The sequence below is a fragment of the Lutibacter sp. TH_r2 genome (genome assembly GCF_033101135.1).
In the GTDB taxonomy this organism is placed as follows: Bacteria; Bacteroidota; Bacteroidia; order Flavobacteriales; family Flavobacteriaceae; genus Lutibacter.
Genome location: NZ_JAWMPV010000005.1, coordinates 35,475 through 60,817, shown reverse-complemented (window position 1 = coordinate 60,817; position 25,343 = coordinate 35,475). Strand labels below are relative to the sequence as shown.

General features: G+C 27.7%; 24 protein-coding genes. 9 read left to right on the top strand and 15 right to left on the bottom strand.

The window, feature by feature from the left end; translation table 11 throughout:
• Positions 1–3: 3 nt before the first annotated feature.
• Positions 4–678 carry an NAD(P)H-dependent oxidoreductase gene (locus tag R3X25_RS13530; protein ID WP_317675470.1) on the top strand — a complete coding sequence of 225 codons (675 nt, stop codon included), beginning with the start codon at positions 4–6 and terminating at the stop codon, positions 676–678.
• An 81-nt stretch (positions 679–759) separates the two neighbouring features.
• A complete protein-coding gene (locus tag R3X25_RS13525; protein ID WP_317675469.1) occupies positions 760–1,602 on the top strand; it encodes a DUF4437 domain-containing protein in 843 nt (280 codons plus the stop codon).
• A 210-nt stretch (positions 1,603–1,812) separates the two neighbouring features.
• Here R3X25_RS13525 and R3X25_RS13520 read toward each other — a convergent pair whose 3' ends face one another.
• From R3X25_RS13520 to R3X25_RS13495, 6 genes are all read right to left on the bottom strand, one after another.
• Positions 1,813–3,201 (bottom strand): TolC family protein, encoded by a 1,389-nt coding sequence (locus R3X25_RS13520; RefSeq protein ID WP_317675467.1) that lies wholly within the window; start codon positions 3,199–3,201, stop codon positions 1,813–1,815.
• A 2-nt stretch (positions 3,202–3,203) separates the two neighbouring features.
• Positions 3,204–4,562, bottom strand: coding sequence for an HlyD family secretion protein (locus R3X25_RS13515; protein ID WP_317675466.1), 1,359 nt, complete (start codon positions 4,560–4,562; stop codon positions 3,204–3,206).
• Between the two features lie 2 nt (positions 4,563–4,564).
• Entirely contained in the window at positions 4,565–6,229 is a 1,665-nt protein-coding gene (locus tag R3X25_RS13510; protein WP_317675465.1) for a peptidase domain-containing ABC transporter, read from the bottom strand.
• Positions 6,219–6,899 carry a TetR/AcrR family transcriptional regulator gene (locus tag R3X25_RS13505; RefSeq protein WP_317675464.1) on the bottom strand — a complete coding sequence of 227 codons (681 nt, stop codon included), beginning with the start codon at positions 6,897–6,899 and terminating at the stop codon, positions 6,219–6,221. The genes R3X25_RS13510 and R3X25_RS13505 overlap by 11 nt, the downstream gene beginning before the upstream one ends.
• Before the next feature lie 242 nt (positions 6,900–7,141).
• On the bottom strand, positions 7,142–7,792 hold the full coding sequence (gene hxpB, locus R3X25_RS13500) for a hexitol phosphatase HxpB (protein WP_317675463.1): 651 nt from the start codon (positions 7,790–7,792) through the stop codon (positions 7,142–7,144).
• 3 nt (positions 7,793–7,795) lie between these two features.
• Positions 7,796–8,533, bottom strand: coding sequence for an NUDIX hydrolase (locus R3X25_RS13495; protein ID WP_317675462.1), 738 nt, complete (start codon positions 8,531–8,533; stop codon positions 7,796–7,798).
• Positions 8,534–8,931: 398 nt separating this feature from the next.
• Between R3X25_RS13495 and R3X25_RS13490 the strand changes: the two genes are divergently transcribed.
• The 4 genes from R3X25_RS13490 (at position 8,932) to R3X25_RS13475 (ending at position 13,951) form a co-directional block, all read left to right on the top strand.
• Positions 8,932–9,717, top strand: coding sequence for a hypothetical protein (locus tag R3X25_RS13490; protein WP_317675461.1), 786 nt, complete (start codon positions 8,932–8,934; stop codon positions 9,715–9,717).
• Positions 9,718–9,847: 130 nt separating this feature from the next.
• Positions 9,848–11,563, top strand: coding sequence for a hypothetical protein (locus R3X25_RS13485; RefSeq protein WP_317675460.1), 1,716 nt, complete (start codon positions 9,848–9,850; stop codon positions 11,561–11,563).
• A gap of 4 nt (positions 11,564–11,567) precedes the next feature.
• Positions 11,568–13,061, top strand: a complete 1,494-nt coding sequence (locus R3X25_RS13480) for a mannitol dehydrogenase family protein (RefSeq protein WP_317675458.1) — start codon at positions 11,568–11,570, stop codon at positions 13,059–13,061.
• 8 nt (positions 13,062–13,069) lie between these two features.
• Positions 13,070–13,951: a carbohydrate kinase gene (locus R3X25_RS13475; protein ID WP_317675457.1), complete on the top strand. Its 882-nt coding sequence runs from the start codon at positions 13,070–13,072 to the stop codon at positions 13,949–13,951.
• 687 nt (positions 13,952–14,638) lie between these two features.
• Here the strand turns inward: R3X25_RS13475 and R3X25_RS13470 are convergent.
• Together R3X25_RS13470 and R3X25_RS13465 are read right to left on the bottom strand one after the other, a co-directional pair.
• Positions 14,639–14,968: a Dabb family protein gene (locus R3X25_RS13470; RefSeq protein WP_317675456.1), complete on the bottom strand. Its 330-nt coding sequence runs from the start codon at positions 14,966–14,968 to the stop codon at positions 14,639–14,641.
• A 1-nt stretch (position 14,969) separates the two neighbouring features.
• Positions 14,970–15,569 carry a class I SAM-dependent methyltransferase gene (locus R3X25_RS13465; RefSeq protein ID WP_317675454.1) on the bottom strand — a complete coding sequence of 200 codons (600 nt, stop codon included), beginning with the start codon at positions 15,567–15,569 and terminating at the stop codon, positions 14,970–14,972.
• A 101-nt stretch (positions 15,570–15,670) separates the two neighbouring features.
• Between R3X25_RS13465 and R3X25_RS13460 the strand changes: the two genes are divergently transcribed.
• Positions 15,671–16,870 (top strand): multidrug effflux MFS transporter, encoded by a 1,200-nt coding sequence (locus R3X25_RS13460; RefSeq protein WP_317675453.1) that lies wholly within the window; start codon positions 15,671–15,673, stop codon positions 16,868–16,870.
• On the opposite strand, the gene R3X25_RS13455 is transcribed toward R3X25_RS13460, so the two are convergent.
• Together R3X25_RS13455 and R3X25_RS13450 are read right to left on the bottom strand one after the other, a co-directional pair.
• On the bottom strand, positions 16,867–17,043 hold the full coding sequence (locus R3X25_RS13455; RefSeq protein WP_317675452.1) for a CPXCG motif-containing cysteine-rich protein: 177 nt from the start codon (positions 17,041–17,043) through the stop codon (positions 16,867–16,869). The genes R3X25_RS13460 and R3X25_RS13455 overlap by 4 nt on opposite strands.
• Positions 17,044–17,045: 2 nt before the next feature.
• Positions 17,046–17,813 carry a sulfite exporter TauE/SafE family protein gene (locus R3X25_RS13450; RefSeq protein ID WP_317675451.1) on the bottom strand — a complete coding sequence of 256 codons (768 nt, stop codon included), beginning with the start codon at positions 17,811–17,813 and terminating at the stop codon, positions 17,046–17,048.
• A 76-nt stretch (positions 17,814–17,889) separates the two neighbouring features.
• Here R3X25_RS13450 and R3X25_RS13445 point away from each other — a divergent pair, with 76 nt between their 5' ends.
• Positions 17,890–18,588, top strand: a complete 699-nt coding sequence (locus R3X25_RS13445) for a pseudouridine synthase (protein WP_317675450.1) — start codon at positions 17,890–17,892, stop codon at positions 18,586–18,588.
• A gap of 262 nt (positions 18,589–18,850) precedes the next feature.
• Here the strand turns inward: R3X25_RS13445 and R3X25_RS13440 are convergent, their stop codons facing one another.
• The 5 genes from R3X25_RS13440 to R3X25_RS13420 form a co-directional block, all read right to left on the bottom strand.
• The gene (locus R3X25_RS13440) at positions 18,851–19,291 is read right to left on the bottom strand and encodes a hypothetical protein (protein WP_317675449.1); all 441 of its coding nucleotides are present in this window, start codon (positions 19,289–19,291) and stop codon (positions 18,851–18,853) included.
• 310 nt (positions 19,292–19,601) lie between these two features.
• Positions 19,602–20,789, bottom strand: a complete 1,188-nt coding sequence (locus tag R3X25_RS13435; protein ID WP_317675448.1) for a Crp/Fnr family transcriptional regulator — start codon at positions 20,787–20,789, stop codon at positions 19,602–19,604.
• 47 nt (positions 20,790–20,836) lie between these two features.
• Positions 20,837–22,837 (bottom strand): dehydrogenase E1 component subunit alpha/beta, encoded by a 2,001-nt coding sequence (locus R3X25_RS13430; RefSeq protein ID WP_317675447.1) that lies wholly within the window; start codon positions 22,835–22,837, stop codon positions 20,837–20,839.
• A gap of 99 nt (positions 22,838–22,936) precedes the next feature.
• Complete coding sequence (locus tag R3X25_RS13425) at positions 22,937–23,419, bottom strand: Lrp/AsnC family transcriptional regulator (protein WP_411556583.1); 483 nt, start codon at positions 23,417–23,419, stop codon at positions 22,937–22,939.
• Positions 23,420–23,489: 70 nt separating this feature from the next.
• Complete coding sequence (locus R3X25_RS13420; protein ID WP_317675445.1) at positions 23,490–24,581, bottom strand: M14 family zinc carboxypeptidase; 1,092 nt, start codon at positions 24,579–24,581, stop codon at positions 23,490–23,492.
• Positions 24,582–24,938: 357 nt separating this feature from the next.
• On the opposite strand from R3X25_RS13420, the gene R3X25_RS13415 reads away from it, so the two are divergent.
• Complete coding sequence (locus tag R3X25_RS13415; protein ID WP_317675444.1) at positions 24,939–25,322, top strand: helix-turn-helix transcriptional regulator; 384 nt, start codon at positions 24,939–24,941, stop codon at positions 25,320–25,322.
• Positions 25,323–25,343: the final 21 nt, after the last annotated feature.

Below are 25,343 nucleotides of genomic sequence, written 5' to 3'. Positions count from 1 at the left end.
ATAATGAAGACACCAAACATAGCAAAAGAAGATGTTTTAAACGCATTTCAATACAGACACGCAACAAAAGAATTTGATGCCACCAAAAAAATATCTGAAGAAGATATTAATTTTATACTTAAAACAGCAAATTTATCTCCAAGTTCCTTTGGGTTTGAACCATGGCATTTTATAGTGGTACAAGACCAAGAATTAAGAGAATTACTAAAACCTGTAGCTTGGGGAGCACCTTTAAAATTAGATACAGCTAGTCATTTTGTTTTAGGCTTAAGTATGAAAGCATCTATGGTAAAACATGATACAGATTACATTATGCACATGATGAAAGAAGTTAAACAATTGCCAGAAGACGTAATTGAAATGTACTCTAAATTTTACAGAGAGTTTCAAGAGCGCGATTTTAAATTAGATTCAGATAAAAAATTATTCGATTGGTCTTCAAAACAAACCTATATTGCGTTAGGTAATATGATGACTGCTGCTGCTTTAACAGGAATTGATTCTTGTCCAATTGAAGGCTTTCATATAGAACAAACTGAAGCTTTATTAAGAGATAAATTTGGAGTTGATACGGATAAATATGGAATTTCATTTATGACTGCATTTGGTTACAGAAAAGCAGAACCTGAATTCCCAAAATCTAGAAGAGCTTTGGAGGATATAGTAACTTGGAAATAAGAAATATAAATATTTAGAGGTTTAATTCTATCCCAAAAACTTTTGGAATTGTTTTAGAAACTCATAGTTAAAATTCAATAAATGAAAACAATTATTACTTTAGTTTTTGCAGCTTTTATTAGTGCAATAACTTTTGCACAAACACCAACAACAGACAATAAAACCTCTAAAAACGAAGTTGTTACAGCTAATAATGTAGAATGGGGTTGGTTAAACCCGTTACGAGGCGATAAAAGTCCGGCTGCAGGTAAACTTTGGGGAGATAGAACTAAAAATGAGCCCGCAGGATTTTTGGTGAAATTTAAAAAAGGATTTTCATCTCCACCACATATTCACAATATTACGTATAGAGGTGTAGTAATAAAAGGTTTATTACATAACGATGATGAAAACGCTGAAAAACAATGGTTACCAGAAGGTTCGTACTGGCAACAACCAGCAGGCGAAGCGCATATTACTGCAGCAGATGGTGAGGACAATATGGCTTTTTTAGATATTCAAGAAGGTCCTTATTTAGTGAAACCAACTTCTGAAGCTTTTGATAATGGTGAAAGACCACTGAATGTAGATAAAACTAATTTGGTTTGGTTAAATGCGAACGATATAGAATGGATAGCAGAAAAAAGTAATGTAGAAACAGCTTTCTTATGGGGAAGTCATAAAGAAAAGCAATTACGGGCAACACTTTTAAAATTACCAATTGGTTTTAAGGGAAGTATCAAAAATTTAAGTTCAAACTTTAGAGTTGTTGTTATTTCTGGTAGCCTAACTCATCAGTTTGCTAAAAAAGGAACAAAAAATGTACTAGAACCAGGATCATATTTTGGAGCTAAAGAAAACGCAACATCAAAAATTTCAACAACTAAAGAAACCATAATTTATATAAGAAGTAACGGTGATTTTAAAGTTAATATTTCTAAATAGAAATAAATTTTAAAAAAAAAAGTGTTTATAAATTATCTAACATTGGTTAATAATTTAATAATGTAAAGCAGGTGTAAAAACCTGCTTTTTTTGTCTTTTTTTTTAAATGCAGTTAAAATATAACTTATTATTACAATGTTAATGGAGCACTTTTAGGCGGTGGCAAAAGGAGGGAAGTGTAATGTCTATGTATAGATTGAATAATAAATATTACAAATTACCTAAAGTTTTTAATAAAGTAGATTTATTAATAAATAATTGATATTCAGTATCAATATTTTTTAGCTGAATTTCAATTAGTTTAACTTCTCTATAATTAACAAGAAATAGTGAGCCTTCTCCAAGACTAAATTTACGTTCTTCGCTGGTTACTAGTTTTTTATAATCATTTACAAGGTCAGTTAAAATATTGTGTTGTATTGAGTAAGATTCTATCTCTTGAAGTATGCTTTTAATTTTGTTTTTTAAACTAACCTCGGTAACTGAAATGTCAAAATCAATATCTTGTAATTTTAACTTTGTTAGCTTTAAATCAGCTCGTTCTTTTCTTAAAAATAATGGGAAATTAATACTTAAGCCAGTCTTATAATTTGAGGTGTTAAATGAATTTATAGCATCATAATCTGTATTTAAAAAATTATACTCTAAATCTATTTTAGGTAATAAATTATTTGCTTTTAATCGCTTATCAACACTTAAAGATTCTTTTTTAGTTTTAAGTTCCTGTATTTTAGGATGATTTTCAATTACATTATCAGTTATATTTAAAATGGAGCTATTTAACACAGTATCAATTTTTTGAAGTGTACTTATGTCTGGTATAATTGAGGTTTCTAACTCAATTGGTAAGTTGTTTTCTAACCATAAATAATTTGAAATTTCTAATACTGATTTTATATAGCCAATTTTAGCCTTTTCAAAATCTAGCAGTCTATTTTTAAGATTAATATTGGCTTCCAATGTATCAATTGCAGGTTTGTCGCCAGCGGAAAAGCTTTTTTTTACATTTTGAAATCTTGTTTTTGCATTTAAAAGATAATCTTTATAAACTAATTTTGCTTGGTAATTTTTTAACCAATTAAAATAGGAAGCAATTGAGTTATATAGAATGTCATTAACAACTAATTGTTGTTTTGCTTGTGCTTGTTTTGTATATAATTTAGCTTGTTTTAAAGTTGCCATTCTTTTATTAGTTAGCAAGCCTTTTGCAAGTGGTATAGACACGCCGGCACTATATAAGCCGTCATCTGGTGTTTTAAATTCAGGATTTAAATAATAACCATCATTACTTTCATAGTTGGCTTTTAATTCAATACCATACCAGGTTGGTATTTTAAATGTTGAATTTAATTTATTGTAATATTCTGTACCTTTAAATTTTTTACGGCTAAAATCAACTTCTAATTTAGGATCAAAAGCACCTCTTGATTTTAATAATTTTGCTTCACTTTCAGAAGTTATAAGTTTTGCTTGTTTTATAATAGGATGATATTTTTTTACAAGCCCTAAATATTCTTCCAATGATAATATGGTATCGCTTTCTTGTGAAAAAATTACAGAACCATTTAATAACAATAATAAAATAAAAATTCTTTGCATTACTACTTCTTTTTAGCTTTTGAATTATCTGATTCTTTATTTGGTTGATAGAAGTTAGGAGGAAAGCTATTTATTTGTCTCCATAACTCAAACCAAATAGGAACGTTATCTAGTAGAGCTATTGTTTTTGCACCAGAACCTACACGAATTGCTTCTGGCCAATAAACATCATTTTTATCGGGAGCTAATAATACTCTATACTTGCCATTATCACTAATAAAATTTTCGATAGCAACAATTTTTGCTCCATAAGTTCCATAAGATACATTTGGCCAACCGCTAAAAACAATTGCTGGCCAACCATCAAACTGAACTCTAACATTTTCGCCTACATGAATTAAAGGTAAGTCTAAAGGTCTAACGTACATTTCGACAGCTAAATCGTAATTTGAAGGCATAATATTTACTAATTTTTCACCTTCTTTAAAAGTTTCACCAACACCAGATTTAATTGCTTTGTTTATAAAACCATCTTGAGGAGCTGTTACAAATAGTAAACTACTACGTTTTTGATAATTAGCAAGATTTGTTTCTAGTTTAGAAACTTCTACTTCCGTATCATAACCACTAGATTTTGCTGTAAATAAGTCACTTTGCGCTTTTGCTAACTTATCGCCATAAGTTGCACTAATAGTTGAGATTGATATTTTAGAATTAAGCACTTCATTCTTTGTACTTAAAAGTTTATTTTGTTGCGAAATTAATTTAGCTTTTGTTTCTTGTAGTTTTGCTCGTTTTTCTTCAACATCTTTAACAGCTTTCAATCCTTCTTTTTGTAATAAAACGGTTCTGTTAAATTGGGTTTTTGCTATATCAGTTTTTACTTTAATAGCCTCTAAATCCATACTGTCAGTTTTAACTTTTAAATGTGCTTGTAGCAATTTATTTTTAGCTTGTTCTAATTTTAAAATGCGTTCTTGTTGCAATGCTGAAATTTGATTATTTAATGCTGACACTTTATTTTTATATGCCTCAACAGACGATGATTTAGCAGCAATTTGATTGTCTGTTCTTTCTGATAATTTTTCGTCAAAGTAATCGCTTTTAACTTCTGAAATACGAAGAATAGTGTCACCTTTTTTTACAAAATCTCCTTCTTGCACAAACCATTCTTCAATGCGTCCAGGAATTTGTGATTGCAAAGTTTGTGGTCGCTGATTAGGTTTTAATGTAGTTACATTGCCATTACTTGTAATATTTTGTGTCCAGGGTAAGAAAAGAACAATTAATATAATTATAGAAAATACCAATAGAAACTTTTTAAATAACTTGTGATGTTCTTTATCAAAAATTTCTTCTCCAGATTTAAACTTTTTTAAATCGATTAATTTCGAAACTTTATTGTTAGATATATTTAACATGACTAAATTTTATTAATAATTTCTCCTCTTTTAAGAGTTATTTGTTTATTACATTTTGGTTTCCAGTTATCGTTGTTACTTACAACAATTAAACTCCATGGTTGAGAAGGGGATGTTAAAAAATTTATTATTTTATCTTCAACATCTTTATGAAAATGATCTAAAGGCTCTTCTAAAATTAGTACTTTGGGTTGTTTAACTAGCGCTCTTGCTAAAACAATTTTTTTACTAATAGTATTAGTAAGTTGTTTTCCTTGTGGTTTTAAAACTGTATTTAACCCTTTAGGTTGGTGCATTAAAAATTTTGTTAATCCAATATCATCAAATGTTTTATAAATAGTTTCATCAGAAATAGCAGTATTCCCAAATGTAATATTTTCTCTTATGGTTCCTTCAAAAGGAGTTTCATCAATTAAAGACATTCCTAAATTAGCCCGATAATCACTTGCAAGTAAACTTTCACTAGAAAGATTATTAACATAGATATAGCCAGATGTTGGTGTGTTTACAAGAGAAATAAGTCGTAATAAAGTTGATTTTCCGGAACCACTTTTACCTTGTATAAGAACTCTATCTTTTTGTTCAATTTTTAATGAAATATTATTTAAAACTAATTCATTTCTATCTTCAACAGCATATGAAACATCTTTTAATTCAATAGTTAAATCTGAATTTGGATTTAGCAATTCGCCAGTTTGAGTTTCAATAGGCATATCAACTACTTGCCCTAGTTTTTCAATAGATGTTAATACATCGTAGAAAGATTCTAACCCTAGAATTAATTTTTCAACGGAATTAATAACTAAAAGAATAATAATTTCTGCAGCAACAAATTGCCCAATATTCATACGTTGATCTAGTACTAAAAAACCTCCAATAACTAATAAGCCGGCTGTAATAAGTACTTTAAATCCAATCATTTGAGAAAATTGTAATACCAAAATATTGAAATGACTTTCTCTAGATTTTAAATAATCATTAATTAATGTATCACTTTTATCCATTGCCAAAGAAGTTCGGCCTGATAGTTTAAAACTAATAACTGCACGTGAAATTTCTTGTAACCAATGCGCAACTTTATATTTGTTTTTTGATTCTTGTAAGCTAGTTTCTAAACCAATTTGTGCTGTATATTTAAATAAAATGTAAATTAATAATAACAGAAAAAATCCGAATAGAATAAAGAAAGGGTGGTAAAAAGAGAGTAGAGTTAAAGCAAAAATTATTTGTAAAATAGCAGAAGGAACATCTATTAAAATTTTAGATAATCCTTTTTGAATTGTTAAGGTATCAAAAAAACGATTTGCCAATTCAGGTAGATAATAATTTCGTAATTCATTCATTTTTATCTTCGGAAAACGATAACTTAAATCAAAAGATGCTCTAGTAAAAATACGCTGCTGTATAGTCTCAATTATTCGTATTTGCATCAATTTTAAAATACCTGTAAAAGCTACACCTAGTGTTACTAATATTATTAAAACTATCCACGAAGTAGAAAGTTGTGCACCTTGTAATAAGTTTATAATGGCTTGAATTCCTAGGGGTAAAGACAATGCTACAACTCCTTCAAAAATAGCAAATTTTCCAATTTGGATAATGTCTTTTTTTTCTAATGCTATAAGACCTACAAAACGTTTCCAAGGAGATAATGGATTAGTTTTCATAATTTAAAGTGTTTAAAATTAAATCTGTAAAAAAAATGGTTGGTGTATTATTTTTATTGCAATTTGTAATAGAAATAAAATGATTTTTTAAAAAGGTTTGGTGCAAGCCTCCTTCAATAATAGTGCTAGCTAAACTTAAGTTATAACTATACGTACTATCATATTCGAGTATTATTTCTGAAAAACGTTGAACCACACGCTTGTAAGACATAAAAAAACCATTTTCATTCTCTGAATCCACATTTTTTGTTAAGTAAGATTTTGAGTTTTCATTAATTACAATTTTATTTAATAGCACTTCGTTAATATGACTGTATTTACTATCATTTTTTGTAGTTCTTGTAACTATTTCAATTGCTTTTTTTAATTTTGTTTTTGAATCGCTAATACTATAGGTTTCAAGAACAAGTTGGTATTCAATCCAGCTCCAATACCAAGAAGTAAGGTAAACTAATAATTTGTGTTTACTTTCAAAATAGCGATATATAGAACTTTCATTAGATTGTATAAGGTTTCCTAATTTTTTAAAAGTAAAATTTTCGAAACCAATATTTTCAATTAATATTATGCTCTGTTCTATAATTTTCTTCCCTAATTTAGAAGATTTTGGGTCTTTTAAATAAATACCTTTAGGTATTTCAATTTCAAAACTAGATAGTAACTTATCCATTATTAATATAATTAAGTGCAAATATAATAGTAATACTATTAAATACAAATTTTAATAAAATAAATACTATTTAAAATAGTATTAATTCTACAAAATTTCCTTAACCAAAGTACAGATTATTGTAAATAGTAAATATAACTTTTAAGCTAGATAATCAGTATAACTAGAACCCAATTATCTGATGCAATAATATAGATCTAATGTGAAGAAATTGAATACTAAATACATACATTTTAAATGTATTATTTTAGAATCTCTAAATATTTTTTGACTTCTAACATAGATGAAAATATTTTATCGGCTAAAGAAAACCTTGGATCCAGATTATTTTCAGGAATTACAAAAGTATGCATCGAAGCTGCTTTAGCTGCAATTAATCCAGTTACACTATCTTCAAGAACAAAGCAATTAGTATTGCTTACATCTAACTTTTTAGCTGCATTAATGTAAATTGCAGGATGTGGTTTTCCATATGCTTCGTTATCTGCACTACAAATAACTTTAAAATAATTAGCAATAGAAAGTCTGTTAAAAACTGCATTAATTACGGGTAGGCTAGAGGAAGTTGCTAATGCAATAGAATATTTGTTTTTTGTTAGAAAATCTAAAAGTTCATATAATCCTTTTTTTGCTTCACCTTTAGTACTTATTAAATTTACAACTGCATTAATAATAGCCGTTTCAATTTCTTTTGGATTAAGAGTTAATTTATGTAATTGACACCAAGTTAAAGCTACATCATCAATTCTTTTACCCATTGTATATTTGATACAGTCGTTTTTAGTAATTGTTATATTGTATTTTGAAAGTGTTTCTATTTGAGCTTCCCTCCAAAAAGGTTCAGAATCAATAATAACTCCATCCATATCAAATATAAAGGTGTTTTTTTCCATAAGTTATATGTTGATTAGATAGTTTTTCTTAAACATTTTTTCATAAATATCTTTGCTAAACATATACAATCTTGCAGGTTTGTTTTTAACCCCGACTTGTTTTTCATCTAGAGGAATAATGTATTTTTTATTTATTAATTTTCTTCTAAAGTTTCGGTTATCAATTTCTATTTCCAAGATAGATTGATATAAATCTTGCAATTCATTAATTGTAAATTTATCTGGCAACAATTCGAAAACTATAGGTTTATAAGTTGCTTTCGACTTTAAATCTTCATAAGCTTGATTAATAATTTCAAGATGATCAAAACCTAAATCAGGCAAATTTTTTATAGGAAACCATTGAGCATTGTGTTTGTTATCTTTTAAATTTACTTCATACGTTTGTAGCAGAAAGTAATAAGCAATTGTTATTGTCCTTAAATTAAAATTTTCGCTTTTAGCCCAAATAATATCTTTTTCATTCATTAATCTGGTTGGACTACCAAAAGATTTAAATTGTTTTTTGTAAAGATTATCAAGTCCTGTTAATTCTTTTAAAATTCTTGTTGCTGTATCATCAAGTTTTTCGTTTTCATATACGTGATATCCAGTAAGTACATAGTCATCAACTAATAATTCATTTGTTTCTTTATCTTTTAATTGACGCTGTATTAATAACACGTTTAAAGATTTAGTTTTAGCATCATAACCAAAAACTACACAATCTACAGATACATTTGGAATTATTTTAGGAGTCATATTATATAAATTTTAAATAATAATTTATTCTGCAATTATTTTCTTGCAATATTAATAATAGTTTTTTTGTAAAAAAAACAAAGCTATTAAAAGACAGTAAACGTCATTGTAACGCTATATTTTATTGAACTTACAATAAAATTAAGAAAACGTTTAAGTGTATCAATATAGCCTATTAGATTGCTAATATAGAACATATTTTTCTAAAAAATTAGGTTTATTCAAAATAAAATATTTACATTTGAGCTATAAACGTCATTATGACGCTAACGTGTAAATAAAAGTTTTAAATGTGCACAATGTTAAATTAAAAAAAGAAAATTATGTTAACGACATTTAAAAATTTAATAAATAAATGTATTGCAAATTGTAATAAAATTAGTGTCAAAAATGCCATTATGTTATTTATTGCAATACAAAATATTAATTTTATATATGCACAAGAAAAAGAAACCAATGCATATAAAACCTTCAATGTAAGTGCGCATGTGAAAAATATGCATACATGGCATGGTTCTGTAGTGCATCCAGGAGCTATTTTTGCAACAAGTTTAGAGTACAATTCTCGTGATTCAAAATTCACATTTGGTGTTTGGGGAGGAGCTAGTTTTTCAAGTATAGATGTATACAATAGTAATTTAGATGAATATGTAAGTGCTAATTATAAAGAAGTTTCAATATATGCAGTATATCGTTTTTCAAATAATTTTTTTATAGAAGCGGTTTCTCACAATAATTATACGGGTGTTGAAGAAAGAGGCGATAAGTTACATTTCTGGAGTTATGATAAAACGCAAGGCTATAATTTTGTAGACTTAAATTTTGGAGTTAATGTATCAAAAAACACTTCACTATATTTAGCTACTATATTAGGTGGAGGATCAGGTGATTATGAAATTAAAACAGATGGAACTTATAAAGATTCTTGGACACATTATTTAGAAATAAAAAGTAACTTTTGGGAAAAAGATGATTCTAAATTATCACTTTTTGTTGGTGGTGCATGGTCTTTTATTACAGATAAAACATTTTATACTGAAAACAAAGGAAATATTATTAATGTAGGAGCAACTTTTGGTCAAAACATTAATCTCGGTAATTACAAAATACCTGTGGAAGTTACTGCTATGTGGAATCCTGAAAAGGAAAAAACAATTCTTCAACTTGATTTAACACTATTTTAAACCCAACATAATTAATACATTATAACTATGAAATTTGAAAAATATAAAACAGTTTCACCAATTCTTTTTTACAATTTAGTATGCTTGTTGTTGAAATTTACAATAACAGCTAATTTCAAAAATATACACCATGGACACATCCAATAATTTTCAACAGTTCGAAAACTTAGAAGAAGAGCAATTACCAGTTGCTAAACATAAATTACATAATTGGACTCATTTTGCGGGATTATATGCTGCAGAGCATGTTGCTGCTACAGAGTTTGTTATTGGGGCTACTTTTGTTGCTTTAGGAGCAACAACTAAAGATATAATATTAGGTTTATTAATAGGTAATATTTTAGCTGTTTTAAGCTGGAGGTTTATTACTTCTCCTATTGCTGTTGATACAAGATTAAGTTTGTATACCTATCTTAATAAAATTGCAGGAGACTCTATGACAAAGCTTTACAATTGGGCTAATGTTATTATTTTTACAGTTATTTCTGCTGCTATGATTACCGTATCTGCTACTGCGGTACGTTTTGCATTTAATATTCCTGCTCAACTAAATTGGTATCCAACCAATTTATGGTTTATAGTTATTGTTTTAATTGTAGGTTCTGTAGTGGTCTCAATAGCAATATACGGTTTTAAATCAGTATCAGAGTTTTCTGGAATTTGTGCTCCGTGGTTATTTATAATGTTTACTTGTGGAGCATTTGTACTTTTACCAGCTTTATCATTAGAAGTATTAGATAAAACAATACCTAATGGATGGAACGACTTTATAACTTTAGGAGATCAGTCTATATGGACAGGAATTAATAGTGAAGGAAAACCAGGTATTGGATTAACAGAGGTTATTGGTTTTGCATGGGCTGCAAATACAATTACACATTTTGGACTTATTGATATGGCTTTATTGCGTTTTGCTAAAAAGAAATCTTATGCATTAGCCACAAGTACAGGAATGATGTTTGGGCATTATGTTGCTTGGATTTCAGCAGGAATTATGGGAGCTGGAGCAGCTGTAATTATTGGAAAATCTATTGTTGAACTTGATCCAGGTGATGTTGCTTATTATGCATTAGGTTGGTCTGGATTTGTAATTGTAATAGTAGCAGGTTGGACCACTGCAGTTGCTAACCTTTACCGAGCAGGTTTGGCTGCACAGGCTATATTCAAAAACCATACACGTAAAAAAACTACAATTGTAGTTGGGTTGGTAACTATGATAGTTGCTTGTTTTCCTTTTGTGTTTTCTCAAATACTTCCGTTACTTACTTATGCAGGATTATTAGTGGTACCAGTAGGAGCTATTGTGTTTGCAGAACATCAAATTTTCCCTAGAATTGGCTATACTAGATACTGGGCACACTATCGTGAATTAACATTTAGTACTCCTGCAATAGCTTCTTGGGCTTTAGGACTGGTATTTGGTTTTGGTTTAAACGCTTTAAATGTAATGTCTTTCTTTTATCTATTTATACCAACTTGGGTATTTACCATACTTGTTTACACTTTTTTAGCCGGACGTTATGGAGCAAAAAATAAATATCCAGAAGCAGCAGAAAAAGAAAAGATGCGCAATAAAAATATTGTAAAATTTCAAGAAGAACTAGCTAAAAAAGAAACTGTACATGTAAAAGACACTTCACTTTTTACAAAAGTATTAAGAGGCGTTTCATTACTTGTTTTACTTATTACTGTTGCCTTGGCGTGTAAGGTTTTATTCGGAAGTTCAGATGAAGCAATTTATATAAAAAATCGTGATCTATTTTATCAATATGCATTTATATGTACGTCAATTTATTTTGTTACTGCATATTGGGCATTAAAACGTGGAAAAACTCAAAAATTATAATATTATGAAAAATATAATAAACCTTAATCAAAATAATTTGGCAGAAATTGCTAATAAAGTTCCTTGTCCAACGTATAATCGAAACAATATTAAAACAGGAATAGTACATGTTGGTATTGGTGGTTTTCACAGAGCTCACGAAGCTTTTTATACAGACCAATTATTACATGATGAATCCGTAAAAGAATGGGGGATTTGTGGTGTAGCTTTGTTAGATTTTGATACTAAAATTTACAATACTCTTAAAGAGCAAGATGGTTTGTATACTTTAATAGTAAAAGAATTAGATGGTACTTTAACAAAAAGAGTTATTGGTTCTATAGTTGAATGTCTATTTGCACCAGAAAACCCATCAAAAGTTATTGAAAAAATGGCGAGTTCAGATGTTAAAATCATAACATTAACTATTACAGAAGGTGGTTATAATTATAATGAAGCAACAAAAGCATTTGATTTTGATAATCCTTTAATTCAACACGATTTAGATAATCCAGAAGCACCAAAAACTATTTTTGGATATTTAACCGAAGCGCTAAAATTAAGACAACAAAAAGGTTTAAAAGGAATAACTATTCAATCTTGTGATAATATACAAGGTAACGGACATATGGCTAAAAAAATGTTGTTGAGTTATGTTGAAAAAGCTGCACCTGAATTAGTTTCTTGGATAGAAAAAAATGCATCATTTCCAAATAGTATGGTAGATAGAATTACACCTGCAACATCACCAACAGATATTTCAAATTTAGTAGAAACATCAGGAATTAATGATGCTTGGCCAGTAGTTTGTGAACCTTTTAAGCAATGGGTTATAGAAGATGATTTTATAGCAGGAAGACCAGCTTGGGAAACTGTTGGCGCTCAATTTGTTGATGATGTAGTTCCATTTGAAAAAATGAAATTGAGTTTGTTAAATGCTGGACATTCTGTATTAGGTATATTAGGAGATTTAATGGGTTACGCAACTATAGATGAATCTGTTAGTAACCAAGAAATAAAAGAATTTTTGAACAATTATATGAATATTGAAGTAACACCAACTTTAGCTGGTTTAAAAGGTGTTGACTTAAATGCTTATAAACAATCTTTATTACAACGGTTTGGAAATATTTATATAAAAGATCAAATAGATAGAATTTGTTCAGAAAGTTCTGCAAAATTTCCAATATTTATTTTACCAACAGTAAATAAACAATTAGAGATAAATGGATCGGTTGAATTTGCATCATTTGTAGTAGCTGCTTGGGCAATTTATAGCCTGGGGAAAAATGAAAATGGAAAACCCTTACTTATTAAAGATGCTATGAAAGCAATTTTAAATGAAAAAGCAATATTGGCAAAAGAAAATCCTGAAGCTTTTTTAGAAATAGCATCCATTTTTGGAAAACTAAAAGATTCTAAAATATTTGTAAATACATACACAACAGCATATAATAATATAGTTAAATATGGTGTTGAAAATTGTGTTATAGCTATAAATAATAAAGTTAGTAAATAATTTATTTTATGAAAAATTTAGTTTGTTTTGGTGAGGTTTTATGGGATGTGTTTCCAACGCATAAAAAAATTGGAGGCGCTCCCTTAAACGTAGCTTTAAGATTACAATCTTTAGGTAATAATGTTTCTATAATTACAAGAATAGGAGATGATTCCGAAGGAATGGAAATAAAAGAGTTTGTAAAAAATAGAGGTGTATCTATAGAAAATATTCAAATTGATACAACATTAAAAACAGGTGAAGTAGCAGTTGTGTTAAATGAAAAAGGTTCAGCATCTTACACTATAAATTTCCCTAGAGCTTGGGATAATATTCAATTAACAAAAAAAGCTAAAGAAATTACTAAAAAATCAGATGCTTTTATATTTGGAAGTTTAATTGCAAGAAATGATGCTTCAAAAAACACCTTATACCAACTTTTAAAAATTGCGAAATACAAAATATTTGATATTAATTTAAGAGCACCTCATTACACTTTAGAAGTGCTGAATTATTTAATGAAAGAAGCCGATTTTATTAAGTTTAACGATGATGAAATTTTTGAAATAGCTGAAGAATTACATTTTAAAACCGAATCTTTAGAGGATACAATTAAATTTATTGCAACCCAAACAAACACAAAATCTATTTGTGTAACAAAAGGTAAACACGGAGCAATATTGTATTACAATAACACCTATTTTTACAACAATGGTTATAAAATAGTTGTTAAGGATACAGTGGGAGCAGGGGATTCATTTTTGGCTTCTTTAACAGATAAATTATTAAGAGGAAGTTTACCTCAAGAAGCATTAAATTTTGCATGTGCAGTTGGAGCAATAGTTGCTAGTAATGAAGGTGCAAATCCTGAAATTAAAAAAGAAGCTATTGATGCATACATCAATATTTAATTAAATGGTAATACTTTAACACAAATAACATCTAATTGTGTTAAAGTATTATGTTAAATAGATTCTGAATGTTAATAAGGTCTCAATATTTTCAATATATCCTTCAAAAAAATAACAAATAAGCCGTAATTGTTTCTCCAATACGTCAGTTCGCTGCTTCACAAAAAAGCATTTTAGGTTCATTTTCTTAACGTTTACCTGTTTGTAGTCAAGATTTTTTTTATTTAACTCATGTTTTTTATTGTTTGAAGTGTTTATGAATCTCCTAAAGTAGTAACAACGTCTTAATCATGAATACAGTTATACTTTAGTATTCACAAATTCCAAAATATAATATTAAAGTCGTGTGAGTAAATTAAAATTACAAATGAGTTGGAATGTAACTATCTGTAGAATCACGTATTTAAAAATCTCTAAACCCAAATACTGAATATCGTATAGAAATAAAATGTTTGTGGGATATTTTGCATAATATAGAATTATAACTATCAAATAAAATTAGAACTTTATAGCCGTAATTGCTTTTAACATTATATCTATCGATATAAGTCTAAAGACGTTATATCTGATATTATGTGTAAATAGCCTAAAATAGGCTATACAGCAATTACCGTATATTTGTATTATAATTTATATTATGTTAAATAGGGTTTTTGATAAACTAACCTATTTACTTCTTTTAAGAATTTAATTAAAAGGTTCAGAATCGTAGATGAGTACTTTTTCCCATAACTCTTTTGCTTCAGAAATAAATACTTTATGTGCAGGATCAATTTGATATTTATTGTGCTGATCCATATTTTCAAAAGTAACTTTTAAGCAATATGTATAACTGCTATCAACAACAGCTCTATGTATGTTTGCAGGTTTTCCAAAATGAGTATTTTTAAAATATGCTGTAGTTTGTATAAGTTTTTGTACTGCATTTTCAAATTTAGCTTTGTCTATGGAGTTTTCAGGGTTTTTAAGCCAAAAGTAAATTGAATGTTCTATATTTTTGTTTGTTATAGTTTTCATACTATTTTTTCTTTAAAACCAAGGTTGTCATACATCTTTTATCCTTTACTATAGTTGTTTTAACAACTTCTATAAAAGTAACATTGTAATTTGGTTCTATAGTTTCCAGTAGTTCTTCAGTTAATAAAAACCTTGTGGAACCATCAGGTAATTTATAATTTCCGTTTCCAATAGCATTTACTTGGTTTTCCATTCCAAAATTTGAGGCTGTTCTAATAAACAAACTTCCGTTAGGTTTTAAAACTCTAATTAATTCCTTCAACATTGCTGTAAAAAGACTTAAATCTTTAGCAAAATGCAAAACTGCATTGCAAATAACATGATCAAAACTATCTGATTTATAAGGGATTACTTCTATCGGCGCTTGTGTAAAGTGTTCTTTTTGTTCAGGATATTTTTGCTTACAATCCTCAATGTTATTTGTGTTAATATCTATTCCATGTATTTGAAAACCAGCCTTATAAAACCATGTTAAGTTTCTTCCACTACCGCAACCAGCATCTAATATTTTTTCCGTTGGCTGATAGCGAAGCTTCAATATTTGATCTAAAATATAAATATCGGTTCCTTTAATTACTTCTTGTAATACTTGCAAATTCATCTATCACTTTTTAGAGGCTGCAAATTACTAATTCTACTTAATTAACACTATTTAACCATTGAAAAATGCGCTCTAAAATTCAATTATAGTACATTTGCCCAATGCAAAAGAAGAAAGTTTCACAGTTTGAATTTATAACCTTAATGGCATCGTTAATGTCGGTTGCTGCCTTAGCTATTGATGCTTTACTTCCTGCGTTAGAAATTATAGGTGAATCTATTGGAACTCAAAATAATAGCGAGAATCAATTGTTAATTATTATGATTTTTCTTGGATTAGGAATTGGACCGTTATTATTTGGACCTATTTCAGATAATTTTGGAAGAAAACCTATTGTTTATATGGGATTTTCACTCTTTATAATTGCCAGTTTTATATGTGTGAACTCCTCCTCTATTGAATTAATGATTTTTGGAAGGATTCTACAAGGAATTGGACTTTCTGCTCCAAGAACTATAAGTATTGCTATTGTAAGAGACACGTACAGTGGAGATTATATGGCTAGAATTATGTCTTTTATAACGGTAGTTTTTATTCTTGTTCCTATAATTGCACCTGCTTTTGGAAAGATTATTTTAGATAATTACAACTGGGAATCTATTTTTTATATTCAATTGGTAATAGTATTGCTTATTTGTTTTTGGTTTTGGAAAAGACAACCCGAAACCTTACATCCAGAATATGGAGTAAAGTTAACTAAAGTATTATTTATAGAAGGAACTAAAGAAGTTCTTAAACACAAACAAACGTTAGGATATACTGTTATTTCTGGATTTATAACTGGATCTTTTATGGTGTATTTAAGTACTTCACAACAGATTTTTCAACAGCAATATCAATTAATTGATGAGTTTCCGTATGTTTTTGCTGCATTGGCATTTTCTACAGGACTTTCGAGCTTATCAAACAGTGCTTTAGTTATAAAATTTGGAATGAAAAAAATGGCAACCCTAGCTTTGTATTCTTTTTTTATAGTTCCTTTGATCTATATAATACTGTTTTTTAATGGTGGAAATCCTCCACTTTATGTATTATTAATATTTTTTGCATTGGAATTTTTTGCTATTGGATTTTTGTTTGGAAATTTAAGAGCACTTGCCATGCAACCTATTGGTCATATTGCTGGAATTGGAGCTGCCATTACTGGTTTTATTTCAACAATTATGGCTGTTCCAATAAGTTCACTTATTGGTAGATATGTAATTGATAGTGCTTTACCTCTATTTATTGGTTTTTTGTTTTGTAGTTTCTTTTCAATTGTTATTTTGAAAATAATAAACAGAAAAAAAGTAAAAGCTTAAGTAGTTTTTGGAGTTAAACTTTCAAGAATTCCATGATTAAAATTAACTTCAATTTCAATAGGATTGCAACATACTTCACAATCTTCAATATAGGTTTGAGAATTTACAGAACTATCAAAAAGCATTGATATTTCTTCCCAACAATACGGACATTGGAAAAAGTATTCATCCATGTTTATTCAATTAAAATTAAAATAGCTCCAATTATTGTTACACCAAAAATAAATTTTCTATACAAGTTGTTATTTACGTGTTTTAAAACAATAATTCCTAGCACAAAACCTATTATAATTGCAGGAATTAATACTAAATCTGTTTTTATAGAATGTAAATTTACGGTTTTCCAATAAAAGATATGAAAAGGTAATTTAAACATATTTATAATAAAAAACATCCAGGCAGCAGTTCCTATAAATTCATTTTTTGGAAGTCGCATTGCTAAAAAATAAATATTAGTGAATGATCCTGCTAAATTACCAACCATTGAAGTAAATCCAGAAACAAGTCCCATTCCACTAGAAAATGTCCAATGTGAAGGAATGTCGTTAGCTTTCTTTTTCTCCATATAAATCATGGCAATTACAGTTATTAAAATAAAAATGGCCATTATTTGTTTAAACAGAGTTTCAGAAATAAAATTTCCAATCCAAACACCTATTAAAACACCCGTAAACATAGAAGGTAACAGTTTTTTTAAGTAAAACCATTGTGTATGTCTGTGGTAATAAATTACGGCAAAAATATCAGCAATAATCATTAGCGGAAGTAAAACTCCGGTAGATTGTTTTCCTCCAAAAACAAAAGCCATTAGCAGTACAATTACAACACCAATACCTTTAATACCTGCTTTTCCCATTCCTAAAAGTATAGTTGCAATAAAAGCAATAAAAAATCCTGAAACGGTTAAACTATAATTGGTTAAAAACTGTGTTAGAAATTGCATTTTATTATTTTTATTAAGAAGCTGCAAGTTACTTAATTTAGACTTATTTTATTTTAATTCCGTGTATATTCGCAAAATGAATTTAGAAGTTTTATTTGAAGATGATTATTGTATTGTGGTGAATAAACCAAACAATGTGCTTACTCATTATTCTTATTATTCGCGAAATATTAAAACGGATATTTTAGTAGATATTCTTAAAGTTCAGTTTGGTTTTGAATTATATCCAGTTCACAGATTGGATAGAAAAACTTCGGGTGTTATTCTATTAGCTAAAAATAAAAAGTATATTTCTGAATTTCAAGAGTTATTTACTTCTCAAAATATTGTGAAAAAATACATTGCTATTGTACGTGGAATTGTTTCTAATAAAACTACAATTGATTCTCCAGTAAAAAATCCAGATACTAAAGTTTATAAAAATGCGCTTACAATTTGTAAATCTATTTCTTCTATTGAATTAAATATTGCAGTACACCCTTATAATTCATCACGTTACAGTTTAATTGAGTTAACACCAAAAACAGGAAGAATGCATCAATTACGAATTCATATGAATAAAATTAGTCATCCAATTGTTGGTGATTATAAATATGGAGATCGTTTTCACAATAGAAATTTTGAAAATAATTTTGATTGTCATAACATGTTTTTACATGCGTATTTATTAAAATTTAAACATCCTTTTACTGCTGAAGAATTAATAATAAAGGCTTCACTCCCATTGGATTGGAAAAAAATAATTACGGAATTTAAATGGAAATTTGATGTGTAAAAAAAGCCGCTCTCAAATTTTAACTCTTAATTACTAAATTGATACTTTGTTAATTTTGAACTCAAAAAAATAACTAATCTATCTTAAACTCACCCCAATCAGTTTTAAGGAAATTAATTAGTTTTCTTCATTAAAAAATTATTTTCACCTTTATAATTAGAACGTTAATAATTACTAATGTAAAAACTATTTTTAATAATTTATTCAAAATGTTAAAGAACCAAAATTTGAAAACGGCAATAAATATATTTGAATGAATTACCTATTTTGTTAGCAGCCTTTGCTGCTTTTCTAATTTCATTACATGTAAAACTAATTCAAATACTTGTTGTTTTATATATCTAAAGTTTTCGATGTAAATATTCACCTCTAACTTTAATAATTCATGTGTATTTCTAATTTCTTTTTCTTTTTTTAAATATATATTTTCAATTAACAAATCTATATTTACTTGATGTTCTTTTATTTTTGCAATCATTTCTGTTCCTAATTTATCTTCATGTTCTATTCCATTTAGAAAAAGTTTAGCTTTTGTAAAATTAGATGTGTTACAGATTTCTAGTGTATGTTCAACAATAATTTCATTAAAAAAACCTTGCTCTATCAAAATAAATTCTATTTCAGATATCCAATTTTTAACTTCAACATGTAATTGCTTAAATGTTAATTGACTACATGGTTTTTTAGGTTCTATTGTTTTCACTTTTTTATTGTTTTAAATTATTTAATTTTTTTTAAAATCCGAGAGGATATTTTTCATCCTCTCGGATTCATATAGAAGACTAAACTTATAAATTAACCTTTTGTGCTTTTATTTCACAAACTAACCATTTCTGAAACTTACCCTTAGACACAATCTTTTCTAGTATTAACCTTCTATTTAAAATTTATACCATGCGGTGGTATACTAGGTGATTTAAATCTTATACCCAATCATACCTCTAATTTACATATACTTTTCTCAAAATAAAATGATTTGCATCAGCAGGTCTAATGATAGTTGTCACTTTAAATTATATTTTTTGAAGTTTAATTGGATTTAATATTTCAATATTTTTTGCAGTGAGTTTCAGTAAATTTTCTTCTTTAAAATCATGAAGAGTTCTAATTAAAGTTTCTTTTGCAATACCAGCATAGTTAGCTAAATCTACTCTAGAAATGGTAATTTTATTATTAGAAACTAATTCTTTATTATTAAATAATTTTAGTAGAATTTTAGCCACTTTCTGGCGAACGGAACCATAAGCAAACGTTAATAACAAATCTTTAGTTTCAGCTAAATCATTGGCTATTATATTTAATATTACGTTTACTATTTTTGGATTTTTTTGAAGTAAAATTATAATTTCTCTTTTTTGAATTTTATAAAGCTCTACGTTAGTTAATGCTTCAGCATTTTGAGAATGTGATTGTTCTCTAATAAAGGACATGTAACCAAAAAAACTGTTTTTAGTGTAAAGTCTTGTTGTTAGAGATTTTCCTAACTCACTTAATTTAAATACTTTAACAGCTCCTTTTTTAACTAAAAATATAAAGTTACTTTTATTTCCTTGGCAGAATATGGCTTCTCCCTTTTTATAATGAAAAACATTTTTAGTCGCTAAAAATTCATCAATTACTTTGGTAGTTAAATCTGATTTTTTACTTTGATTGATAAAATAATCTGAAAAATCACTCTCCTCTTCTTTATTATTTAACAAATATTGAACAGATTCTAATAATTTAGTTTCTAAATTTATAGAGTTATTTAACTGACTAATAATTTTGTCTAGTTCTGAATTTTGCAATTTTATTCTTTTTTCTAAAATTGCATTTCTATTTATTATTTTGGTTTCTTTTTCTTTTCTATCGGAAATATCAGTTACTAATAATTTATAATACTCCTGTTCTTCAAAATTAATTTTTCCGAAAACAACTTCTAATGTTTTTTGTAATTTAGTTGTAATACCTTTTAATTCTATAGGTTTTAAGAATTTTTTTGAAGTAGGATTTATTATATATTCTTTAATAACAGAAACATTATCAAATAAATCAAAAATAGATATATTTTGATGTAAATTAAATCCAAAAATGCTATTTATAGGGTTGTTATTAATTATAATTTCACCTTTTTTATTGAATATTAAAATTCCAACCTGCATAGAATCAAAGCAGGCTTTATAAAAAGACGCATTATTTTTTAACAATTTTTCTGAAGACATATTTAAAGTTAACTCATCTTTATATTGTTTTTTATGATAAAAATCAGTTAGTAATTTATTAAGTCTTTTATAACACTGTAAATTCGATTTTTTGGCAAATAAATGCGTTCGAGATTTGCTGCAAAAGGAATAGGTGTTTCTATGCTTCCTATTCTTTTTACTGGAGCATCTAAATAGTTAAAACAATGTTCACTTATTAATGCTGATAGATCTGATGCAATACCTCCAAATAAGCTATCTTCTTGTATAATTAGTGCTTTTCCTGTTTTTTTTACCGAATTGAAAACAGTTGTAGTATCTAAAGGTTGTAGTGTGCGCAAGTCTATAATATCTGCTGAAAATTGATGTTTTTTAAACGCTTCTAAAGCCCAGTGTACACCAGCTCCGTATGTTATTATTGTTAAGTCGTTACCTTCTTGTAAAATAGATGCTTTTCCAAATGGAATGGTGTAATAATTTTCAGGAACATGTTCATAAACAGATCTATACAATGCTTTATGTTCAAAAAACAACACAGGGTTTTCATCTTCAATAGCAGTTGCTAGCAAACCTTTTGCATCTGAAGGAAAAGCTGGGTAAACAACTTTTAATCCTGGTGTTTTTGTAAACCAAGCCTCATTAGTTTGACTATGAAAAGGTCCTGCTCCAACTCCCGCTCCACATGGCATGCGTAATACAATATCTGCATTTTGATTCCATCTATAAAAAGATTTTGCTAATAGATTTATTACTGGATTAAATCCTGATGTTATAAAATCTGAAAATTGTAATTCAACTACAGATTTTATTCCGTTTATAGACAAACCATAAGCAGCTTCAATTATTGAAGATTCGCATATTGGCGTATTTCTAACACGTTCTTTTCCAAACTGTTCTAAAAAACCTTCGGTAATTTTAAAAACACCTCCGTATTCAGCAATATCTTGTCCCATAATTACCAAATCATTAAAACGTTCCATACTTTGTTTTAATCCTTGAGAAATAGCATCAACTAAACGAATATTTTTTGTTGGTGGTTTTGGTTGTGAACTTATAAAATTAACGTGTTTATACACATCTGCTAATTCGTTTTCTACACTAGATTCAATTTCTTCTTCAGAAAAAGCTATTTTTAAATGTTCCGTAATTTCCTGGCTAATGGTTTCTTTAATTAGTACATCTAATTTTTCAGTAAGAATTCCTTCTTGTTTTAAAAAAGCATGGTAGTTTTCTATGGGATCTTTTAATGCCCATTTTTTTAATATTTTTTTGGGAACATATTTAGTGCCACTTGCCTCTTCATGACCTCGCATTCTAAAAGTTTTAAACTCAATTAAAACAGGACGTGGATTTTTTCGAACTTCTTTTACAATTTCAGAAACTTTTGTATAGACTTCAATTATATTATTTCCATTTATAATATGGCTTTCCATACCATAACCAATACCTTTATCTGCAATATGCTTGCATTTAAATTGTTCTTTTGAGGGCGTTGATAATCCATAGCCATTGTTTTCAATACAAAATAATACAGGTAATTTCCAAACAGCAGCAACGTTTAGAGCTTCATGAAAATCTCCTTCACTTGTACTACCTTCTCCACAAAAAACTGCAGTAGCTTGGTTATTTTTTTTTAATAGATTTCCTAATGCAATTCCATTTGCTACACCTAATTGTGGCCCTAAATGAGAAATCATACCAATAATTTTAAATTCTTGTGTTCCAAAATGAAACGATCGATCTCTTCCTTTAGTAAAACCACTTTTTTTACCTTGCCATTGAGAAAATAAACGATGTAAAGGAATGTTTCTAGTAGTAAAAACACCTAAATTTCTGTGCATTGGTAAAATATACTCATCTTGAGAAAGTGCACTACTAACTCCAACCGCAATTGCTTCTTGTCCTATTCCAGAAAACCATTTTGAAATTTTACCTTGACGTAATAGAATTAACATTTTTTCTTCTATTAGTCTAGGTTTTAATAGACGTTTATAAAGTTCTATTAATTGTTTTTGATCTACACCAGAACTATTGAACTGAATATTAGAAGATTGATTTCTAGTTTTCATTTGTAATTTTTAGGTAGTTTAAAATTAACAAATTAGCTCCAAAAAAAAATACCTTATCATAAAAATGATAAGGTATTTTCAACTATCGTTAATTCAGTATTAGATTTCTCTAAATATTGAATGCATTAATCTTGTTTTATCGTTGATGCTTTCTTCTAGAGAAATCATTGTTTCAGTTCTTGAAACTCCATCTATATCATCAATTTCAAAAATAATTTCTTTAGCATGTGTAGTATCTTTTGCTCTAATTTTACAAAAAATATTGTATTTACCAGCTGTTATGTAAGCAATAGTTATATTTGGTATTTGCTTTAAACTTTCTATTACTTGTTTTGTTTTAGAAGTTTTAGCAAGGTAAATACCAACATGAGAAATGAAAGAATAGCCCATTTTTTCGTAATCTAATGTTAATGTAGATCCTTTGATAATTCCTTCATCTTCCATTTTTTTTACACGAACATGAATTGTTCCTGCTGAAACTACTAATTTTTTAGCTATATCAGTAAATGGTGTACGTGCGTTTTCGATTAAAATATCTAAAATTTGATGATCTATCTCATCTAACATAAATTTTTTCATGATCTGTTTTTTATTGAAAATAATAATTTACTTGGCAAAAATATAAAAAAATAATGAAAATAACATATAATATTTACGAATTTGACAATTCTAAATCTAAATAATCTAACTTTTCTGCATTAATAACAGAATTTGCATAATATTTTGAAAGATTACCAGTTGTTTCAATAGCCTTATACATATGTAGTTTATTTTCTAAAACCTTGAATTTGAACTGAATACCAATATCTGTTATTGCTATTTTATTTTCTACAGGTATTTTTAAGTTTCTATAAATAATATCTAAATACTTTTTATCATTATTAGGAATATTAAAGTAATCTTTATAATCTGTAAAAGAATTCGCAGTTGCTAAAAAATACAAACCTTGTAACATCGCATAAAAATTATACTCTCTAGTTTTTTCTCTATCATAATCATCAGGAAAATGACCTGCTTCAAATAATATTGTATTATGTCCTAACTTTTGAAAATTATCTCCCGTTGCTGTTGGATAAAATTCATCGGTATACCTTCCTATTTGACCAGGAATTAATTTTTGCAGCATTTTATTAATTGCTACAATTACACTCATGGTTTCTATTCTGCCATTTGTTAACTCCCTTTCTTCACTTATTGAAGGTGCTAAAAACGATAAGGTTGCTGGGTTTGGTGAGTTTTCAGGATTAAAAATAGAACGTTGATCGTGTAAATTAAAGCAAAATTGTGGGTTAAAATTATCCAAAACATTGCGAAGTATGTTACTTTCAACAGCTAACCTATCTACTGCATCTCTATTTAAATCAATTCCATTTGCATTTTCTCTTGTGAATCTAATTGCTCCATCTGGATTTAATAAAGGTATAAAAACAAGTTCACAATTATTTAGTATTGTTTTAGCAATAGTATTATTATCAGCTAAAAACTTAAACAAATCAAACATTGCTTTTGTTCCTGTACTTTCGTTCCCATGCATTTGAGACCAAATTAGAACTTTAGTTTTTCCACTACCAATACTTATTTGGTAAATTGGAATACCATTTTCTGAATTACCAATTATTTTTTTATGGTAACTAGATGGTAACGTATTTAATAATGCTTCAATATCAGTAAATAAAATTCTTCGTCCTGAAAGGTTATTTTCAAAATTTTCTTTGTACCAATTTTGTATTGTTTGTATGTCCATTTCTATCATAAAACAAATATATGGTTATCGATTTATTTTTTTAGAAGAATTTAAATTATTAACAAGTTAGCAGATAATGTTACAATTGTAAATTAAGGCAATATTACAAATGTAAACACACTTTGTATTGTTATTTGTTTACAATATTAAATAGAGTGATCTTCTTTAATTACTAGGTAAAACTTGTTATAAGTGAAATTTATATTGCAAACATAAACAACTTAAAAATAATTTATTAAGCGTATTTATATAAAGTTATAGTATAATATTTACCGCTGTTCTATTAAAAAAATAAAACAAACAACAATACATTTAAAATTGAATTGTATATATTTGTAAACAAAATAATAGTTCACAATGGTAAACAGTGAAGCATTTACAAAAAGACTAAAAATTATACTTGACTACTACTCTATTTCCGCATCTAATTTTGCCGAAAAGTTACAAATTCAGCGCTCTAGTATTTCTCATATTATTTCTGGCAGAAATAAACCTAGTTTAGATTTTGTTTTAAAAGTGGTTCACTCCTTTCCTGAAGTAGATTTGTATTGGCTATTAAATGGTAAAGGAACTTTTCCAAAAGAACATAAAAAAAGTACGGCTACTACTCTTTTTACAAATACGGAAAATTCAGAAGAAAAGAAAAGCGTTGTTGATAACAGTTTAGAATTATCTTCCAATGAAATTGAAAGAATAGTTGTTTTTTATAAAAATGGAACATTTAAAAATTATACGCCATAAAAAAAGCTCAATCAAATTAAT

Bases quoted from the DNA above. Each gene is read 5' to 3' on its own strand.
- R3X25_RS13480 (WP_317675458.1), top strand. From the start codon at position 11,568: ATGAAAAATATAATAAACCTTAATCAAAATAATTTGGCAGAAATTGCT.
- R3X25_RS13525 (WP_317675469.1), top strand. From the start codon at position 760: ATGAAAACAATTATTACTTTAGTTTTTGCAGCTTTTATTAGTGCAATA.
- R3X25_RS13460 (WP_317675453.1), top strand. From the start codon at position 15,671: ATGCAAAAGAAGAAAGTTTCACAGTTTGAATTTATAACCTTAATGGCA.
- R3X25_RS13495 (WP_317675462.1), bottom strand. From the start codon at position 8,533: ATGACTCCTAAAATAATTCCAAATGTATCTGTAGATTGTGTAGTTTTT.
- R3X25_RS13420 (WP_317675445.1), bottom strand. From the start codon at position 24,581: ATGGACATACAAACAATACAAAATTGGTACAAAGAAAATTTTGAAAAT.
- R3X25_RS13490 (WP_317675461.1), top strand. From the start codon at position 8,932: ATGTTATTTATTGCAATACAAAATATTAATTTTATATATGCACAAGAA.
- R3X25_RS13450 (WP_317675451.1), bottom strand. From the start codon at position 17,813: ATGCAATTTCTAACACAGTTTTTAACCAATTATAGTTTAACCGTTTCA.
- R3X25_RS13530 (WP_317675470.1), top strand. From the start codon at position 4: ATGAAGACACCAAACATAGCAAAAGAAGATGTTTTAAACGCATTTCAA.
- hxpB (WP_317675463.1), bottom strand. From the start codon at position 7,792: ATGGAAAAAAACACCTTTATATTTGATATGGATGGAGTTATTATTGAT.
- R3X25_RS13475 (WP_317675457.1), top strand. From the start codon at position 13,070: ATGAAAAATTTAGTTTGTTTTGGTGAGGTTTTATGGGATGTGTTTCCA.
- R3X25_RS13455 (WP_317675452.1), bottom strand. From the start codon at position 17,043: ATGGATGAATACTTTTTCCAATGTCCGTATTGTTGGGAAGAAATATCA.
- R3X25_RS13520 (WP_317675467.1), bottom strand. From the start codon at position 3,201: ATGCAAAGAATTTTTATTTTATTATTGTTATTAAATGGTTCTGTAATT.
- R3X25_RS13445 (WP_317675450.1), top strand. From the start codon at position 17,890: ATGAATTTAGAAGTTTTATTTGAAGATGATTATTGTATTGTGGTGAAT.
- R3X25_RS13470 (WP_317675456.1), bottom strand. From the start codon at position 14,968: ATGAAAACTATAACAAACAAAAATATAGAACATTCAATTTACTTTTGG.
- R3X25_RS13415 (WP_317675444.1), top strand. From the start codon at position 24,939: ATGGTAAACAGTGAAGCATTTACAAAAAGACTAAAAATTATACTTGAC.
- R3X25_RS13505 (WP_317675464.1), bottom strand. From the start codon at position 6,899: ATGGATAAGTTACTATCTAGTTTTGAAATTGAAATACCTAAAGGTATT.
- R3X25_RS13485 (WP_317675460.1), top strand. From the start codon at position 9,848: ATGGACACATCCAATAATTTTCAACAGTTCGAAAACTTAGAAGAAGAG.
- R3X25_RS13430 (WP_317675447.1), bottom strand. From the start codon at position 22,837: ATGAAAACTAGAAATCAATCTTCTAATATTCAGTTCAATAGTTCTGGT.
- R3X25_RS13465 (WP_317675454.1), bottom strand. From the start codon at position 15,569: ATGAATTTGCAAGTATTACAAGAAGTAATTAAAGGAACCGATATTTAT.
- R3X25_RS13515 (WP_317675466.1), bottom strand. From the start codon at position 4,562: ATGTTAAATATATCTAACAATAAAGTTTCGAAATTAATCGATTTAAAA.
- R3X25_RS13510 (WP_317675465.1), bottom strand. From the start codon at position 6,229: ATGAAAACTAATCCATTATCTCCTTGGAAACGTTTTGTAGGTCTTATA.
- R3X25_RS13435 (WP_317675448.1), bottom strand. From the start codon at position 20,789: ATGTCTTCAGAAAAATTGTTAAAAAATAATGCGTCTTTTTATAAAGCC.